Source organism: Amycolatopsis sp. CA-128772 (assembly GCF_002904295.1).
GTDB lineage: Bacteria > Actinomycetota > Actinomycetes > Mycobacteriales > Pseudonocardiaceae > Amycolatopsis.
On record NZ_PPHG01000088.1, the window covers coordinates 15,542 to 31,751 of the forward strand.

The following is a 16,210-nucleotide window of genomic DNA, read 5'->3' on the forward strand; positions in this document are numbered from 1 at the left end:
TCAGCGCTTCCGCTTCCCGGCCGGGCGCTGCTTCTGGATCCGGGCGGGGACGCTGGACGCGGCCGCGTACGCCTTCTCCTTGCGCAGTTCCTTCGCCAGGGCGTCGTCGTCCGAGGCGTCGAAGTCCTCGCCCGCCGCCGCCTTGCGCTCCTGGCCGGCGCGACGCTGGCGGACGCGCTCGGCCTGCTGCGCGTACTTCGGGTCGCGCATCTTGAAGTCGACCAGCAGCGGCGTCGCCAGTGCGACCGACGACAGGACGCCGACGAGGGTACCGGTGAGCTGCACCAGCGCGAGGTCCTGCAGCGTGCCCGAGCCGAGCAGCACGTACCCGACGATCAGCAGGCCGAGGATCGGCAGCAGCGCGATGAACGCCGTGTTGAACGACCGCATCAGGGTCTGGTTCAGCGCGAGGTTCGCGGCCTCGCCGTACGTGCGGCGGGTCAGGCCGAGCAGGCCGCGGGTGTTCTCGCGGACCTTGTCGAACACCACCACCGTGTCGTACAGCGAGAACCCGAGGATGGTCAGCAGGCCGATGACGGTCGCCGGGGTGACCTCGAAGCCGACCAGCGAGTACACGCCCGCGGTGACGAAGATGTCGTGCAGCAGCGAGATCAGGGCCGCCAGCGCCATCCGCCCGTCGAAGTAGATCGCCAGGAAGATAACGACCGCGACGAGGAACACGCCGAGCGCGATCAGCGCCTTCTGCGAGATCTCCCCGCCCCACGACGCGCTCACCGCGCTGTCGGAGATGGCCTGGACGCTGGGCTGGCCGTTGGTGCCCTTCGGGCCCAGGTCGGCGACCAGGCCCTGCTTCAGCTTGGCGACGTCGGCCGCGTTCAGCGTGTCGGTGCGGATCTGGATGGTCGCCGCGTTGCCGGTGCCGACCTTCTGCGCCTCCGCGGCCGGGCGGCCCAGCGCCTTCTGGAACGACTCCTTGGCCTGCTCCTCGGTGATCACGCCGTGGATGCCGTCGGCCGGCATCTGGAGCTGCGTGCCGCCTTCGAACTCGATGCCGAGGTTGAAGCCGCGGAAGATCATCGAGGCGAGGCAGACGAGCACCAGCCCCGTGAAGAAGATGTACCAGCGCTTGCGCTTGCCGACGACGTCGAACGCGCCGGTGCCGACGTACAGCCGGTGGAAGACGCTTTCCTTCTTGCCGGGCTTCGCCGCGACCTTGGCGTCGCCGTCGGCGTCCGTGCCCAGTCCTTCGACCCCCACGTCAGGCCTCCTTCACGTTCGCGCGGCCGACCGTGGTCGACTTCTTACGCTGCGAACCCACTTGCTGCACGGCGCCGAGACCCAGGTGCCTCGGATTGGACAGGAACGCGTTCTTCGACGTGGACACCATGGCCACCAGCGGGTGCGTCACGAGGTACACGACGACCAGGTCGAGCACGGTGGACATGCCCAGGGTGAACGCGAAGCCCTGGACGTCGCCGACCGCGATGACGTACAGGATCGCCGCGGCCAGGAAGCTCACCGCGTCGGACGCCAGGATGGTGCGCCGGGCGCGGACCCAGCCGCGCGGCACCGCGGACCGGAACGACCGGCCCTCCCGGATCTCGTCCTTGAGCCGTTCGAAGTAGATGACGAACGAGTCGGCCGTGATGCCGATGGCGATGATCAGGCCGGCGATGCCCGCGAGGTCCAGCGTGTAGCCGATCCAGCGGCCGAGCAGCACCAGCACCGCGAACACCAGCGCGCCGGACAGGGCCAGCGACAGGATGGTGAGCACGCCGAGCAGGCGGTAGTAGAACAGGCAGTAGATGAACACCACCAGCAGGCCGATGCCGCCGGCGATCAGGCCGGCCTGCAGCGAGGCCAGGCCGAGGGTCGCCGACACCGTGGTCGCGTCCGAAGAGGCGAACGACAGCGGCAGCGAGCCGTACTTGAGGATGTCCGAGAGGTCCTTCGCCTCGGACTGGGTGAACTTGCCGGTGATCTGGGTGTTGCCGTCGAGGATGGCCACCTGGATGTTCGGCGCGGACACGACCTGCGTGTCGAGCACGAACGCGGCCTGCTGGCCGGTGTTCTTCGACGTGAAGTCCGCCCAGGTCTTGGTGCCCTCGCTCTTGAAGCTGAGGTTCACCACCCACTGGCCGCGCTGCTGGTCGTAGCCCGAGGTCGAGTCGGCGATCTCGGTGCCCGGCAGGAACTCCGGCTCCAGCAGGTACTTGTAGGTGTTGTGGTCACCGCAGGCGACCAGCGGCAGCTTCGGGTCGTCGTTGCCTTCGAGGGCGTCCTTGGCGTTCGGCGCGCAGGTCAGCGACGCCATCGCCTTGGCGACGAGCTCCTGGTTCGGCTGGCCGTCGGCCCCGATGAGCTGCGGGTTCTGGCGGACCGCCTTGGCGGCCTGGATCTGCTGCGCGGTCTGCGCGTCGACCGAACCGTCCGCGGGGGCCGGCGCCGGGGTGGCGGCGGGCGGCGGCGTGGCGCTGCTGCTCGGCGCGGCCGGCGTGCTGCTCTGCTGCTGCGCGGGCGCGGCACCCGGGGCGCCACCGCCACCGGACTTGGTCGAGCTCGGGGCGCCGGAGGAAGCCACGGGAGCGCCCGAGGACGGCGGCGTCGAGGCCGGCGCGCCCGAGGTCGGGGTGCCGGTGGCCGGCGGCGGGGTGGTCGTCTGCGGCGGCACCACCGGCTGGGTGGCGTTCGCGACGACCTTCCGGAAGCCGAGCTTCGCGGTCTTGCCCAGGTTCTTCGCCTGGTCGCCCTGCTCACCCGGGACCGTGATGACGACGTTGTTGCCGTCGAGGAGGACCTCGGTGCCGCTGACGCCGATCCCGTTGACGCGCCGCTCGATGATCTGGCGCGCCTGGTTCAGGGACTCGCGGGTCGGCTGGCCGCCGTCGGGAGTGCGGGCGGTGAGCGTGACCCGGGTGCCGCCCTGCAGGTCGATGCCCAGCTTCGGGGTCGGCTTGTGGTTGCCGGTGAGGAACACCAGCGCGTACAAGACGATCACGATCAGGGCGAACAGGGCGAGATAGCGTCCCGGGCGGAGATGCCCGGCGGAAGCTGCCACGGTGCTTCGGTCTCCTCGGACGGGGTGGACCCCAACGTTGCGGTGCCCGCCCGGAGGGTTACCGGGAGGGACTGTGTGCGATTCACTCCCGGGCACGGGTATGACGGCGGACACGCACGCAGCACCGAGACAGTACTCGGTGCTGCGTGAGCCCGGCGTGCGAGGCCGTACCGACTTTCGTCGGGAATCCCGCCCGGCCCAGGAGTGCCGCGGACGGCTACTTCTTGCCGTGCTCCAGCGGCGGCGCCACCTGGGCGGTGGTCTGCGGCTCGTCGGCCTTGACGCCGGCGCCCGACTCGATGATCGACGGCTCCTCGACGGGGGCCACCGCCTCGTCGGCGGCGTCCTCCTCGGTCTCGACGACCGGCTCGACCTTCTCGCGGACCGCGAGCCGCAGCCAGGTGGTGACGACGCCGGGCGCGATCTCGATGTCGATCGTGGTGTCACCGGACGTGTCCGCGACGGTGCCGTAGAGACCGGAAGTGGTCATCACGCGGTCACCGGGCGCCAGGCTGCTCTGCAGATCCTGCTGCGCGGCCTGCTGCTTCTTCTGCTTGCGCGTGCTCATCACCAGCGGCACGGCGAGGACGAGCACGAGCAGCAGGGGCAGCAATAGCTGTTGCATGATTCTCCGTTCGACGGACACCGGGCCCAGCCGAAATGTCCGGTTTTTGGGTATGTGCTCCGGTCAAGTGTGCCAGGTACCAGCGCGGACGCCAGCACCCACCCGCCGGTTCCGGCCGCCCGCTCCTGTTTGAACTCAGTCCTGCTCGAACGGCGACGGCCCGCCCTGGTCCGGGCGCCCCGGGAGGTCCGCGGGCGGCACCATGCCGAGGTGTTCCCACGCGGTCGCGGTCGCGACGCGGCCGCGCGGGGTGCGGGCGAGCATACCGGCGCGCACCAGGTAGGGCTCGCAGACCTCTTCCACGGTGGTCGCCTCCTCCCCCACGGCCACCGCCAGCGTCGAAATGCCGACCGGCCCGCCGCCGAACGACCTGGTCAGCGCGGTGAGCACGGCCCGGTCGAGGCGGTCGAGGCCGAGCTCGTCGACGTCGTAGACGGCCAGCGCGGCCCGGGCGACCTCGAGGGTCACCTTGCCGTCGGCGCGCACCTCGGCGTAGTCGCGGACGCGCCGCAGCAGCCGGTTCGCAATCCGGGGGGTGCCCCGCGAGCGGCCGGCGATCTCCGCGCAGCCGTCGCGGTCGATCGGGATGTCGAGGATGGTCGCCGCGCGGCGGACGACCAGCTCCAGCTCGGCGTCGGTGTAGAACTCCATCTGGCCGGTGAAGCCGAACCGGTCGCGCAGCGGGCCGGTCAGCGAACCGGACCGGGTGGTCGCGCCGACCAGCGTGAACGGCGCGATCTCCAGGGGGATGCTGGTCGCGCCCGGGCCCTTGCCGACCACGACGTCGACCCGGAAGTCCTCCATCGCCAGGTAGAGCATCTCCTCGGCGGGGCGGGCGATCCGGTGGATCTCGTCGATGAAGAGGACGTCGCCGGGGGCGAGGTTGGACAGCATCGCGGCGAGGTCGCCGGCGCGTTCCAGGGCGGGACCCGAGGTGATCCGGATGGCCGCGCCCAGCTCGGCGGCGACGATCATCGCCATCGACGTCTTGCCCAGGCCGGGTGGCCCGGACAGCAGGACGTGGTCCGGCGGCACGCCGCGCCGGCGCGCGCTTTCCAGCACCAGCTCCAGCTGCTCCCGCACGCGCGGCTGGCCGACGAACTCGTCGAGCTTGCGCGGCCGCAGGGTGCCCTCGACGTTCTCCTCGCCGGTCTGGGCCCACGCCGAGAGGGCTTCGTCATCCTCCACGGCTTCATACTCCATGCCCGCGCCTACCGCTTCCGGCCGAGGGTGGCCAGCGCGGCCCGCAGGACGCCGGGCGTCGTGTGGCCGTCACCGTCGGCGAGCACCTTGTCGACCGCCTGCTCGGCCTGCTTGGCCGGAAAGCCGAGCCCGGCCAGCGCCTCGACGACCTCGGCGCGCAGGGCGCCGGGCGCGGTCACGGCCGGCGCGTCGCCGGTGCCGCCGAGCGCGGTGACCTTGTCGCGCAGTTCGAGGGTGAGCCGTTCGGCGCCCTTGCGGCCGATGCCGGGCACCGAGGTGAGCACGGTGATGTTGCCTTCCACCAGCGCGCCCCGCAGCTTGTCCGGGTCCAGCACGGCGAGGGTGGCCAGCGCGAGCCGCGGCCCGATCCCGGACACCGTCTGCAGCAGGCCGAACAGCTCGCGCGCGTCGGCGTCGGCGAAGCCGAACAGGGTCAGCGAGTCCTCGCGCACGATCAGCGCGGTGTGCAGGCGGGCCTCTTCGCCGCGGCGCAGCGTGGCGAGGGTCGCCGGGGTGGCCTGCACGGCGAAGCCGACCCCGCCGACCTCGACCACCACGTGGTCGAGGCCGACGATGAGGACTTCTCCGCGTACCGACGAGATCATCGTGCTGCTCCTGGGTTCTTGGCTTGTTTCGCGGCCGCGGCGAGGCGGGCCTTGTGCGTGCGGGCCATCTCGGCCGCCCGGGCTTCGGCCTCGGCCAGCCGGGCCCGCATCGGCTCCCGCCAGAGGTGGCAGATGGCCAGGGCGAGGGCGTCCGCGGCGTCGGCCGGGTGGGGCGCGACCTCGAGGTTGAGCAGGCGCATCACCATGGCGGTGACCTGGGCCTTGTCCGCCCGGCCGGACCCGCTGACGGCGGCCTTGACCTCGCTCGGGGTGTGGAACACGACGGGCAGCCCGCGGCGGGCGGCGGCGAGCGCGACCACGCCGCCGGCCTGCGCGGTGCCCATCGCGGTCCGGACGTTGTGCTGGGCGAAGACGCGCTCGACCGCCACGGCCTGCGGCCGGTACCGGTCCATCCACCGCTCGACCTCGTCGGAGATGCCGAGCAGGCGGTGCGCCAGATCGGCGTCCGGCGGCGTCCGCACCACGTCGACGGCGACGCAGCGGACGGCCCGGCCCCTGCCGCCGTCGACCACCCCGAGGCCGCACCTGGTCAGACCGGGGTCGACCCCGAGCACCCGCACCCGTTCTTCCTTCCCGCCGCGAACACCAGTTCGAGGTTGCAGGCTACTGGGCAGGTCTGCGGCAGGATGGGTGACATGCCGGAGCCGTCGGATTTCGTCACCCACCTGGACCTTCGGCCGCTGCCCGTGGAAGGGGGGCGGTGGGCGCAGAGCTGGCGGTCGGAGGCCGGCTCGGCGATCTACTACCTGCTCGTCGCGCCCGAGTCCTCCGCGCCGCACCGGCTGGACCGCGTCGAGGTCTACGCCCACCACGCCGGCGCGCCGGCGGAGATGCTGCTGCTGCACCCGGACGGCTCGGTCGAGCGGCCGGTGCTCGGGACCGACGTCGCCGCCGGGGAACGGCCGCAGGTCGTGGTGCCCGCGGGGACGTGGCAGGCCACCGTCACGCGCGGGGCGTGGAGCCTGCTGGGGACGGTCGTCGTGCCGCCCTACACCGACGAGTGCGTGGAGTTCGCGGCCGCGGCGGACCTGGCGCTGCGGTACCCGGAAGCGGCCGCCGACCTGCGGAAGTTCTAGGGGCCGTCGACGCCGGGGGTCCAGCTTTCGGGGCGGCCGCTTTCGGTCAGCACCGGCTGCCACCGCGCGAAGCCCTCGGGCGCGTCCGGGTGCCACGGGAACTTGCCCTCGGGCGTGGCCACGATCAGCTGCAGGGCCGGGAAGTCGCCGTCCGGGTAGATGAGGAACGCCGTGCCGAAGTACTCGGGGTAGTGCCCCTTGGCGACCCGCTCCAGGACCACCGGGACGCCCTCGAAGAAGTCGTCGTAGCGGCGGCCGACCTCGAAGATTTCGCCGTTGGCGGCCCGGTCGACGTAGGCGTCGAGCAGGACGGGCCCCATCTGCACGGGCAGCCCGACCACGACGGCCTCGGGCACGTTGTGCAGCGCCCAGGCGCAGGCGGTGAAGCAGTAGCCGGCGCCCTCGTCGTCACCGGCGACGTCGATGACGGCGTTGCCGCGGTCCTTCGCCTGCCCCTCGATCCATTCGATGAGGCGCAGTTCTTCCGCGGACAGCTCGGCGGTGATGTCGGCGGCAGCGGCGGGGGTCGTCGAGGTCACGGCGCACATTCTGCCTGACGAGCCCGCCGCAGCCCAGGGCCCGGGCCGGAAAGTTTCCGGCCCGGGCCCGAAAGCGCTGCGGCATAAGGGTAGAGTCAGCCGACTTCGGCGAGCACCTCGTCGGAAACGTGGAATGCCACGCCGTGCGTAGACGTTCTGGACGTCGTCAGCCGACTTCGGCGAGCACCTCGTCGGAGACATCGAAGTTCGCGTAGACGTTCTGGACGTCGTCGCAGTCCTCGAGGGCGTCGATCAGCTTGAAAACCTTCTTCGCGCCGTCGACGTCCAGGGGGACGTTGACCGTCGGGAGGAAGGTGAGCTCCGCCGACTCGTACTCGAACCCGGCCTCCTGGAGCGCCTTGCGCACCGGCACCAGGTCGCCGCCCTCGCAGACGATTTCGAAGCTCTCGTCGAGGTCGTTGACCTCTTCGGCGCCGGCGTCGAGCACCGCCATGAGGACGTCGTCCTCGGTGGCGTCGCCCTTCGGCATGATCACCACGCCCTTGCGGTTGAACATGTAGGCGACCGACCCCGGGTCGGCGAGGGAGCCGTTGTTGCGCGTGAGCGCGGTGCGGACCTCCATCGCGGCGCGGTTCTTGTTGTCGGTGAGGCACTCGATCAGCACCGCCACGCCGTTGGGGCCGTACCCCTCGTACGTGATGTCCTGCCAGTCGGCGCCCCCGGCCTCTTCACCGGCACCGCGCTTGCGGGCGCGCTCGATGTTGTCCTGCGGGACCGAGTTCTTCTTCGCCTTCTGGATGGCGTCGTAGAGCGTGGGGTTGCCGTCCGGGTCGCCACCACCGGTGCCCGTGCGGGCGGCCACCTCGATGTTCTTGATCAACCGCGCGAAGAGCTTGCCGCGCTTCGCGTCGAGGTTGGCCTTCTTGTGCTTCGTGGTGGCCCACTTGGAGTGGCCGCTCATCTCTCCTCCATCTGTTCCGTACCCCGGCCGGGCACCGCGTCTCAGGCAGCCTTTCGCACGAGGTCGACGAACAGCCGGTGCACCCGCACGTCGGGCGTCAGTTCCGGGTGGAACGCGGTCGCCAGCACCGCCCCCTGCCGGACCGCGACGATCCTAGCGGTGTCGTCCGCCACGCCGGCCACGCCGCTGACGGTGGCGAGCACCTCGACGCCGTCACCGGCCTTCTCGACCCAGGGCGCCCGGATGAACACGGCGTGCACTTCGTCGTCGATCCCGGCGAAGTCGAGGTCCGCCTCGAAGGAGTCGACCTGCCTGCCGAAGGCGTTCCGCCGCACGACGACGTCGAGCCCGCCGAGCTGCTGCTGGTCGGGCCGCCCGTCGAGGGTCTGCCGCGCCAGCAGGATCATCCCGGCGCAGGAGCCGAAGGCGGGCAGCCCGTCGGCGATCCGCGCTTTGAGGGGTTCCAGCAGTTCGAAGCTCTCCAGCAGCCGCGACATGGTGGTCGACTCGCCGCCGGGCAGCACCAGACCGTCCACTTCGGACAGCTCGGCCGCCCGCCGGACGGGCTTGGCCCGCGCGCCCGCGTCGGCCAGCATGGCGACGTGCTCCCGCACGGCACCCTGCATGGCGAGCACACCGATCACCGGCTCCGACGACACCCGACCTCCCGAAAGACCTTCCCACCAGCCTAGACGCACCACCTCGCCGCCTTACCGGCAGGTCAGCCCCCCTCACCCGTGACCAGAGAGGCATCACCCGTGACCGGAGGGGCATCGGGCCGATGCCCCCTCAATCACGCGTCATGCCTCTTTCCGCACGCGGCCCGGTCAGGGGACGCCGGCCAGGCGGAGCAAGGCCGCTGTCGCCGCGGCCGCGATCACCACCAGCGCGAACGGGGCCTTCCGCCACGCCAGCACCCCCGCCACCAGCACCCCCGCCGGGCGGGCGAAGCCCGCGAAGCCGTGGCCCTCCGTCAACGCGCTCACCGCGACCAGCGCCGCCAGCAGCACCACCGCCGCCAACGCCATCAGCCGCTCGGCCTTCGGCGACAGCTTCACCTGGCTGCGCAGCACCGGGCCCGCCAACCGGAACGCGAACGTCCCCAGGGCCAGCACCACCGTGCCGATCAGCAGCTCACCGGTGTCCATCAGCGTGCCTCCTGCAGCTCGGGTTCCTTGGCCGCGACGCCGGCCACCACGCCGGCCAGCGCGAGCAGCACCGGCAGCCCGGCCGGCAGGAACGGCGCCGCCGCCAGGGCCACCACCACCCCGATCAGCACCGGCAGCCGCGCCGCCTTGTCGCGCAGCGACGGCAGCACCAGCGCCAGAAGCACCGCCGGGAACGCCGCGTCGAGGCCGAAGGCGTCGGTGTCGCCGATCACCGTCCCGGCGAACGCGCCCGCCACGACCCCGATGTTCCAGCAGGCGAACAAGCCGATCCCGCACGCCCAATACGCCGCGCGGCGGCGGTGGGCGTCCCGCTCGGCCAGCGCGAACGCCACCGATTCGTCGATCATCAGGTGGCTGCCGGCGAGCCGCGCCGCCCAGCGGCCGCCCAGCACGTCGCCGACCGCGAAGCCGAACGGCAGGTGCCGCGCGTTGGCCAGCAGGCCGGCCAGCACCGCCGCGAACGGGTTGCCGCCCGCCGCCACGATCCCGATGAACATGAACTGCGACGCGCCGGCGAACACCAGCAGCGACATCAGCATCGGCAGCCACAGGGGGAAACCCGAACTCACCGCGATGGCCCCGTACGACACCCCCACGAGACAATCGGCGAGACAGACCAGGCCGACGTCACGGGCGAGGCCCCGATCGAGTGTTCGCCATATCGAACGCATGTGTTCTATAGTGAACACAGCACCGCGTGTTCGTCAAGGCGAACGAACAGACCGATGGAGCGAACAGTCATGAGCCAGGAAGCCACCGGCGCGCCACTGGAGATCATCGCGGCGTCCCTGCGCCGCGAACGCACGCGCGCCGGCCTGTCCCTGACCGAGGTCGCGCGCCGCGCCGGCCTGGCCAAGTCGACGCTGTCCCAGCTCGAATCCGGCACCGGCAACCCGAGCGTCGAGACGCTGTGGGCGCTCGGCGTCGCCCTCGACGTGCCGTTTTCCCGGCTGGTCGAGCCGGACCGGCCCAAGGTCCGCGTGATCCGGGCCGGGAAGGGCCCGACGGTGTTCGCCGAGCACGCCGACTACGCGTGCACGCTGCTGTCGGCCTGTCCCCCGTCCGCGCGGCGGGACATGTACCTCATCCGGGCAGAACCCGGGACGCCGCGGCGGTCCGACCCGCACATGACCGGCGTGATGGAGCACATCGTGCTGTGCGCGGGACGCGCCCGGGTGGGCGTCCTGGAGGCACCGGAGGAGCTGAACCCCGGCGACTACATCTCCTACCCGGGCGACGTCCCGCACATCTTCGAAGCCCTCGAGCCGGGCACTTACGGCGTCGAGATCTCCGAATACATCTGAGAGGTCACCAGCCGCGCTCGGCGAGGCGGTGCGGCTCCGGCAGCTCCTCGACGTTGATGCCGACCATCGCCTCGCCCAGGCCGCGGGACACCTTGGCCAGGACGTCCGGGTCGTCGTAGAAGGTCGTCGCCTTGACGATGGCCTCGGCGCGCTGGGCCGGGTTGCCGGACTTGAAGATGCCCGAGCCGACGAACACGCCCTCGGCGCCGAGCTGCATCATCATCGCCGCGTCGGCCGGGGTGGCGATGCCGCCCGCGGTGAACAGCACCACCGGCAGCTTGCCGGCCTGCGCCACCTCGCGAACCAGCTCGTACGGCGCCTGCAGCTCCTTCGCCGCGACGAACAGCTCGTCCTCCGGCAGGTTCTGCAGCCGGCGGATCTCCTGGCGGATCTTGCGCATGTGGGTGGTGGCGTTGGAGACGTCGCCGGTGCCGGCCTCGCCCTTGGAGCGGATCATCGCCGCGCCCTCGGTGATCCGGCGCAGGGCCTCGCCGAGGTTGGTCGCGCCGCAGACGAAGGGGACGGTGAACGCCCACTTGTCGATGTGGTTGGCGTAGTCGGCCGGGGTGAGGACCTCGGACTCGTCGACGTAGTCCACGCCGAGGGACTGCAGGACCTGCGCCTCGACGAAGTGCCCGATGCGCGCCTTCGCCATCACCGGGATCGAGACGGTCTCGATGATGCCGTCGATCAGGTCGGGGTCGCTCATCCGGGCGACGCCGCCCTGGGCGCGGATGTCGGCGGGCACGCGCTCCAGCGCCATCACCGCGACCGCGCCGGCGTCTTCGGCGATCTTGGCCTGCTCGGCGGTGACCACGTCCATGATGACGCCGCCCTTGAGCATCTCGGCCATGCCGCGCTTCACCTTGGCGGTGCCGGTGACGGACTGGACGGTGCCGCTGGTGGGGGCGGTCTGCTGCTCGGACACGACGAGGCCTTTCGACATGAAACCGGGGGGTACGCCTCCGAGGGTAGGTCCGTGGTGGACCCTTCAGGCAGGCCAGTACGCGGGTATCTCAGCAGTCCACTTCGCCGGTGCCCGCGACCAGGGCTTCCGCCAGCGCCGTGCGCGCGTAGAGCACGTGACGTCCGGCACGGTGGCCGCTGACCAGGCCCGCAGCCTTGAGGACGCCGAGGTGCTGCGACACCGCGCCGGCGGTCAGCCGGGTCCGGCGGGCCAGCTCGGCGGTCGACGCCGGCGCGGCCAGTTCGGTCAGCAGCATCGCGCGGCCGCGGCCGACCACGGCGGCCAGCGCGTCCGGCGCGGTCGCGGTGCCGGTCTCCCACAGCGTGGCGATCCCGCGCGGCGGGTAGCGCAGCACCGGCTGCCAGCGCGCGTCGGTCTTGGAGAACACCCGCGGCCAGACGAACGCCGAGGGCACCAGCACCAGGCCGCGCCCGTCGAGCGGCACCGCGGCGTGCAGGTGCCGGTGCGCCACCGTGAGCGTGCCGCCCTGCCAGCGGACCAGCGGGGTGAGGTCGTTGAACAGTTCGGCGGCCCCGCCTTGGGCCAGCAGCCGCGACCGGTGCAGCACGTCGGCCTCGAGCAGCGCGCGGATCCGGGGCCAGTCGGGCGCCAGCACGAGTTCCCAGTACTGCTCCATCAGCGCAGCGAGCCGATCGAGGCCCGCCTCCGGGTCGCGGTGGAAGCGGCCCAGCGCGGGCGTGCGCGGCCCGGCCATCGCGTCCAGCTCGCGCCGGACCAGCCGGGCCGGCACGTCCCGCAGGTCGGCGAGCTCGTCGGCCAGTTCCGGCAGCGGCGTCGACGGCGTCGCGGCCAGGAACCCGGGCAGGTGCCGGAGCGGGACGAGGTCCCGGAGCAGCTCGATGTCCAGGCCGGCGCCGTCGAGCGCCGCCGTGGCGCGCTTGACCCACGGCAGGTGCAGGGCGTGCCGGCCCGGCGAGTTCAGGACGCGCACGCTCGCCACGATTTCCCAGGCCGGGGAGAACGCGAACCGGGTGTGCGCCAGGTCCTCGGTGGAGAATGCCAGGTCGAGCACGCGCGCTGCCTCTCTCTGCCGACGTCCGGCGGAGTCTATGTCGCTCCGATGTGGACAGTCGAGCGGGGCGCGGAAAGCCCTTGCGGGAAGGCGAAAACTCCTCGCGGGTCATACTTCCGGGCGACAGCGCGCAACCGCGGCAGGTTCACCCCGTAGTACGCCTGCGCCCAGTCCGGCATCTCCGGGTCGAGGTAGTTGACGTACCCGGTGGTGCCGAACTCCGGCCCCAGCCCGTCGCGCGCGGCGGCCACCGCGCGCCGGGCCGCGGCCTCGCCGCCGCGTTCGGGTTCCGCCCCGCGCAGGAACTGGAAGCTCGCCAGCGCCTTCCGGTGCGGGAACGCCGTTTCGCGGGCGCCGACGCGGGCGATGGCGCCCCCGCCCGCGTCGATGATCGTGTCGACGCCGGGCGGCCCGAGCAGCACCTCGACCACCGCGGCGGGGTCGGGAGCCCGCCGCATGAGCATCCGCGACGTCCCGACGTAGGCCGCCCGGTTCAGGGCCAGGCCGGGCCGGGACTCGCGGTCGTCGAACGACCGCATCGCGCTCAGGTGGTCCCGGACCTGCCGCCGCCGTTCGAGCGGCGGCGTGCCGACCCGGCGGATCAGGTCGTCGAGCAGCGCGTCCAGCTGCGCCTGCGGCCCGAGGAACGTGCCGCCGAGGTTCGCGTGGTCGGCGCCGAGGTTCATCCCGGACCACAGCTCGTCCGGCATCGCCGGCTGCCAGTCCTGCCAGGCGGCGAACAACGCGGCCTGCGTGCCCGGCGGGAACTTGAGGTCGAAGGTGGCGACGTCGGTGAGCGGCACGGTCCGGAAGGTGAAGCCGGTGACGATCCCGAAGTTCCCGCCGCCCCCGCCGCGCAGCGCCCAGAACAGGTCCGGTTCCGCCGAGCGCGACACCGTGCACGCGCGGCCGTCGGCCGTGACGATCCGCGCCGCCTCCAGGTGGTCGCAGGTCAGCCCGTACGCGCGGTCGAGGACGCCGACCCCGCCGCCGAGGGCCAGCCCGGCGATGCCGACCGTGTCGCAGCTGCCCGCCGGCAGCACCCGCCCGGCCGCCGCGAGCGTCGTCGCGATCGGGCCCAGCCGGGCGCCGGCCCCGATCACCGCGCGGCCGTCCGCGCGCACCTCGACGCCCGAGAACCGGCTGAGGTCCACCACGATCCCGCCGTCCACAGTGGAATAGCCGGGGTAGCTGTGCCCGCCGCTGCGGGCGGCGACCGGCAGCCGGTGCCGCGCGGCGAAGCCGACCGCGGCCTGGACGTCCTCGACGCGGGCCGCGCCGACGACCGCCGCCGGCATCCGGGCGTCGTACATCGTGAAGTAGCCCTGCTTGGCCTCCGGGTAGCCCGGGTCGCCGGGCCGGAACAGCGGCCCGGCCAGCTGCCGGCGCAGCTGCGCCCAGTCGTCCGGCGGCGGCCACACCCCCAGGCCCGCCACCGGTACCGCCCCGGAAATCCGCAGGAAAGTCCGCCTGTCCATGCCACTCCCTCCCCCGCCCCCGGGGCATTCGGCTGGTCCCGGGAGCCCTGCCTTGCCGTGACCAGGGTAGCGGGTGTGTGATCGAGGACACATCCCGTACGCCAGCCGTTCGCCGAGGAGTCGTCATGGCAGACAAACAAGCCAAGAACGCCGACACCGGGGCCGCCGTCGCTGTGGACGACCCCGCCAAGGTCCGCAACGTCGTGCTCGTCGGCCCGGCCGGGTCCGGGAAGACCACCCTCGCCGAAGCCCTGCTCGCCGCCTCCGGCACGGTGCCGCGCGCGGGCTCGGTGGTCGACGGCACGACGGTGTGCGACCACGACCCGGCGGCGGTCCGCCAGCAGCGTTCGGTCGGCCTCTCGGTCGCGCCGGTGCTGCACCAGGGCCACAAGATCAACCTGATCGACACGCCCGGGTACGCGGACTTCGTCGGGGAGCTGCGGGCCGGGCTGCGGGCGGCCGACGCGGCGCTGTTCGTCGTCTCCGCCGCCGAAGGCGTCGACGCGGCCACGGTCGCGGTGTGGGAGGAGTGCGCCGCGGTCGGGATGCCGCGCGCGGTCGTCGTCTCCCGGCTCGACCACCACCGGGCCGACGCGATGTCCGAGATCGCCGCCTGCCAGGCCGCGTTCGGCGCCGGCGTGCTGCCGCTGTACCTCCCGGCGGGCGACGGCCTGGTCGGGCTGATCACCCAGCGGTACTTCGACTATTCCGGCGGCCACCCGCCGAAGACCGGCGAACCCGACCCGGCCGACCTGGAACGGATGGCCGAGGCCCGCAACGAGCTGATCGAAGGGATCATCGCCGAGAGCGAGGACGAGTCCCTGATGGACCGCTACCTCGCGGGCGAGGAGATCGCCGAGGCCACCCTGATCGCCGACCTCGAAACCGCTGTCGCGCGCGGTTCCTTCCACCCCGTCATCCCGGTGTGCTCGACCAGCGGGGTCGGCCTGGCCGAGGTGCTCGACGGCATCGTCCGCGCGTTCCCCTCCCCGCTGGAGCACCGGCCGCCCGAGGTCACCACGCCGGACGGCGGCGAGCACGCCGCGATCACCGCCGACCCCGCGGGCCCCCTCGCCGCGGAGGTCGTCCGGACCGCGGTGGACTCCTACGTCGGCCGGGTGTCCCTCGTCCGGGTGTTCTCCGGAACGCTGCGCCCGGAGCGGCCGGTGCACGTGTCCGGGCACGGCCTCGCCGAGCGCGGCCACGAGGACCACGACGCCGACGAGCGCGTCGCGCACCTGTATTCGCCGCTCGGCTCGTCCTTGCGGGAGGTGCCCTACTGCGTCGCGGGTGACCTGTGCGCGCTGACGAAGGTCGGCTCGGCGGAGACCGGCGACACCGTCTCCTCCCCCGACGACCCGCTGCTGATGGAGCCGTGGGCGATGCCGGAGCCGCTGCTGCCGGTGGCGGTGGTCGCGAAGACCCGCAGCGACGAGGACACGCTGGCCCGCAACCTGTCGCGGCTGGTCGCCGGTGACCCGACGCTGCGGCTGGACCGCAACGCCGAGACCGGCCAGCTGGTGCTGTGGTGCATGGGCGAGGCCCACGCCGACGTCGTGCTCTCGCGGCTGCGCGCGGGCGGCGCCGACGTCGACACCGAACCGGTGAAGATCAGCCTGCGCTCGACGTTCGCCAAACCGGCCAAGGGCCACGGGCGGCACGTGAAGCAGTCCGGCGGGCACGGCCAGTTCGCGGTCTGCGACATCGAGGTCGAGCCGCTGCCGCGCGGCGGCGGGTTCCAGTTCGTGGACAAGGTCGTCGGCGGGTCGGTGCCGCACCAGTTCATCCCCAGCGTGGAGAAGGGTGTGCGGGCCCAGCTGCAGCGCGGGCTGGCCGACGGCCACCCGGTGGTCGACGTCAAGGTGACGCTGGTGGACGGCAAGGCGCACAGCGTGGATTCGTCGGACGCGGCGTTCCAGACGGCGGGCGCGCTGGCCCTGCGCGAGGCCGCGGCGAACGGGCACATCACGATGCTGGAGCCCCTGGAGGAGGTGGCGATTTGGCTGCCGGACGAGCACCTCGGCACGGTGCTGGGCGACCTGTCCTCCCGGCGCGGCCGGGTGCTGGGCACGGAGGCCGGCGACGGCGGCCGGACGGTGATCCGCGCGGAGGTCCCGGCCACGGAACTGATCCGCTACCTGATCGACCTGCGCTCGATGACGTCCGGAACGGCGACGTTCACCCGCCGCCACGCCCGCTTCGAGCCCATGCCGGAAGGAATGGCGGTCCACTAGCCGTAACTCGCGTGA

The 16,210-nt window shown here is 72.4% G+C and carries 17 protein-coding genes; 3 read left to right on the top strand and 14 right to left on the bottom strand.

What is annotated here, in order from left to right; all coding sequences use genetic code 11:
• The 6 genes from secF to ruvC all read right to left on the bottom strand — a co-directional run bounded on the left by secF (position 1) and on the right by ruvC (position 6,033).
• Positions 1-1,218: a protein translocase subunit SecF gene (secF, locus tag C2L59_RS38850; protein WP_103354593.1), complete on the bottom strand. Its 1,218-nt coding sequence runs from the start codon at positions 1,216-1,218 to the stop codon at positions 1-3.
• A gap of 1 nt (position 1,219) precedes the next feature.
• On the bottom strand, positions 1,220-3,019 hold the full coding sequence (secD, locus tag C2L59_RS38855; protein ID WP_199199508.1) for a protein translocase subunit SecD: 1,800 nt from the start codon (positions 3,017-3,019) through the stop codon (positions 1,220-1,222).
• A gap of 217 nt (positions 3,020-3,236) precedes the next feature.
• Entirely contained in the window at positions 3,237-3,644 is a 408-nt protein-coding gene (gene yajC, locus C2L59_RS38860; RefSeq protein ID WP_199199516.1) for a preprotein translocase subunit YajC, read from the bottom strand.
• A gap of 135 nt (positions 3,645-3,779) precedes the next feature.
• Positions 3,780-4,847, bottom strand: coding sequence for a Holliday junction branch migration DNA helicase RuvB (gene ruvB, locus C2L59_RS38865; RefSeq protein ID WP_199199525.1), 1,068 nt, complete (start codon positions 4,845-4,847; stop codon positions 3,780-3,782).
• Positions 4,848-4,855: 8 nt separating this feature from the next.
• Positions 4,856-5,452, bottom strand: coding sequence for a Holliday junction branch migration protein RuvA (gene ruvA, locus C2L59_RS38870; RefSeq protein WP_103354595.1), 597 nt, complete (start codon positions 5,450-5,452; stop codon positions 4,856-4,858).
• Positions 5,449-6,033, bottom strand: a complete 585-nt coding sequence (gene ruvC, locus C2L59_RS38875; protein ID WP_103354596.1) for a crossover junction endodeoxyribonuclease RuvC — start codon at positions 6,031-6,033, stop codon at positions 5,449-5,451. The genes ruvA and ruvC overlap by 4 nt, the downstream gene beginning before the upstream one ends.
• Positions 6,034-6,108: 75 nt before the next feature.
• On the opposite strand from ruvC, the gene C2L59_RS38880 reads away from it, so the two are divergent.
• Entirely contained in the window at positions 6,109-6,549 is a 441-nt protein-coding gene (locus C2L59_RS38880; RefSeq protein ID WP_103354597.1) for a cupin domain-containing protein, read from the top strand.
• Here the strand turns inward: C2L59_RS38880 and C2L59_RS38885 are convergent.
• From C2L59_RS38885 to C2L59_RS38905, 5 genes are all read right to left on the bottom strand, one after another.
• Positions 6,546-7,097: a DUF4262 domain-containing protein gene (locus tag C2L59_RS38885; RefSeq protein WP_199199527.1), complete on the bottom strand. Its 552-nt coding sequence runs from the start codon at positions 7,095-7,097 to the stop codon at positions 6,546-6,548. The two genes, C2L59_RS38880 and C2L59_RS38885, sit on opposite strands and share 4 nt — an antisense overlap.
• A 157-nt stretch (positions 7,098-7,254) precedes the next feature.
• Positions 7,255-8,010, bottom strand: a complete 756-nt coding sequence (locus tag C2L59_RS38890; RefSeq protein WP_013227126.1) for a YebC/PmpR family DNA-binding transcriptional regulator — start codon at positions 8,008-8,010, stop codon at positions 7,255-7,257.
• A gap of 41 nt (positions 8,011-8,051) precedes the next feature.
• A complete protein-coding gene (pdxT, locus tag C2L59_RS38895) occupies positions 8,052-8,669 on the bottom strand; it encodes a pyridoxal 5'-phosphate synthase glutaminase subunit PdxT (RefSeq protein ID WP_103354599.1) in 618 nt (205 codons plus the stop codon).
• A gap of 168 nt (positions 8,670-8,837) precedes the next feature.
• Positions 8,838-9,158 (bottom strand): AzlD domain-containing protein, encoded by a 321-nt coding sequence (locus tag C2L59_RS38900; RefSeq protein ID WP_103354600.1) that lies wholly within the window; start codon positions 9,156-9,158, stop codon positions 8,838-8,840.
• Positions 9,158-9,850 (bottom strand): AzlC family ABC transporter permease, encoded by a 693-nt coding sequence (locus C2L59_RS38905; RefSeq protein WP_146060487.1) that lies wholly within the window; start codon positions 9,848-9,850, stop codon positions 9,158-9,160. Before C2L59_RS38905 ends, C2L59_RS38900 begins: the two co-directional genes overlap by 1 nt.
• Positions 9,851-9,919: 69 nt before the next feature.
• On the opposite strand from C2L59_RS38905, the gene C2L59_RS38910 reads away from it, so the two are divergent.
• The gene (locus C2L59_RS38910) at positions 9,920-10,483 is read left to right on the top strand and encodes a helix-turn-helix domain-containing protein (protein WP_103354601.1); all 564 of its coding nucleotides are present in this window, start codon (positions 9,920-9,922) and stop codon (positions 10,481-10,483) included.
• Positions 10,484-10,487: 4 nt separating this feature from the next.
• Here C2L59_RS38910 and pdxS read toward each other — a convergent pair whose 3' ends face one another.
• The 3 genes from pdxS to C2L59_RS38925 all read right to left on the bottom strand — a co-directional run bounded on the left by pdxS (position 10,488) and on the right by C2L59_RS38925 (position 13,961).
• Complete coding sequence (gene pdxS, locus C2L59_RS38915) at positions 10,488-11,429, bottom strand: pyridoxal 5'-phosphate synthase lyase subunit PdxS (protein ID WP_103354602.1); 942 nt, start codon at positions 11,427-11,429, stop codon at positions 10,488-10,490.
• A gap of 70 nt (positions 11,430-11,499) precedes the next feature.
• The gene (locus C2L59_RS38920) at positions 11,500-12,483 is read right to left on the bottom strand and encodes a DUF5937 family protein (protein WP_103354603.1); all 984 of its coding nucleotides are present in this window, start codon (positions 12,481-12,483) and stop codon (positions 11,500-11,502) included.
• A gap of 35 nt (positions 12,484-12,518) precedes the next feature.
• Complete coding sequence (locus C2L59_RS38925) at positions 12,519-13,961, bottom strand: FAD-binding oxidoreductase (RefSeq protein ID WP_103354604.1); 1,443 nt, start codon at positions 13,959-13,961, stop codon at positions 12,519-12,521.
• A 125-nt stretch (positions 13,962-14,086) separates the two neighbouring features.
• On the opposite strand from C2L59_RS38925, the gene C2L59_RS38930 reads away from it, so the two are divergent.
• Positions 14,087-16,195, top strand: coding sequence for an elongation factor G-like protein EF-G2 (locus C2L59_RS38930; RefSeq protein WP_103354605.1), 2,109 nt, complete (start codon positions 14,087-14,089; stop codon positions 16,193-16,195).
• The last annotated feature ends 15 nt before the right edge of the window (positions 16,196-16,210 follow it).

Excerpts from the sequence above, each read along its gene's own strand:
- C2L59_RS38885 (WP_199199527.1), bottom strand. The coding sequence starts at position 7,097 with ATGTGCGCCGTGACCTCGACGACCCCCGCCGCTGCCGCCGACATCACC.
- C2L59_RS38910 (WP_103354601.1), top strand. The coding sequence starts at position 9,920 with ATGAGCCAGGAAGCCACCGGCGCGCCACTGGAGATCATCGCGGCGTCC.
- C2L59_RS38890 (WP_013227126.1), bottom strand. The coding sequence starts at position 8,010 with ATGAGCGGCCACTCCAAGTGGGCCACCACGAAGCACAAGAAGGCCAAC.
- C2L59_RS38925 (WP_103354604.1), bottom strand. The coding sequence starts at position 13,961 with ATGGACAGGCGGACTTTCCTGCGGATTTCCGGGGCGGTACCGGTGGCG.
- C2L59_RS38880 (WP_103354597.1), top strand. The coding sequence starts at position 6,109 with ATGCCGGAGCCGTCGGATTTCGTCACCCACCTGGACCTTCGGCCGCTG.
- C2L59_RS38930 (WP_103354605.1), top strand. The coding sequence starts at position 14,087 with ATGGCAGACAAACAAGCCAAGAACGCCGACACCGGGGCCGCCGTCGCT.
- ruvA (WP_103354595.1), bottom strand. The coding sequence starts at position 5,452 with ATGATCTCGTCGGTACGCGGAGAAGTCCTCATCGTCGGCCTCGACCAC.
- C2L59_RS38905 (WP_146060487.1), bottom strand. The coding sequence starts at position 9,850 with ATGCGTTCGATATGGCGAACACTCGATCGGGGCCTCGCCCGTGACGTC.
- C2L59_RS38900 (WP_103354600.1), bottom strand. The coding sequence starts at position 9,158 with ATGGACACCGGTGAGCTGCTGATCGGCACGGTGGTGCTGGCCCTGGGG.
- yajC (WP_199199516.1), bottom strand. The coding sequence starts at position 3,644 with ATGCAACAGCTATTGCTGCCCCTGCTGCTCGTGCTCGTCCTCGCCGTG.
- pdxS (WP_103354602.1), bottom strand. The coding sequence starts at position 11,429 with ATGTCGAAAGGCCTCGTCGTGTCCGAGCAGCAGACCGCCCCCACCAGC.
- ruvB (WP_199199525.1), bottom strand. The coding sequence starts at position 4,847 with ATGGAGTATGAAGCCGTGGAGGATGACGAAGCCCTCTCGGCGTGGGCC.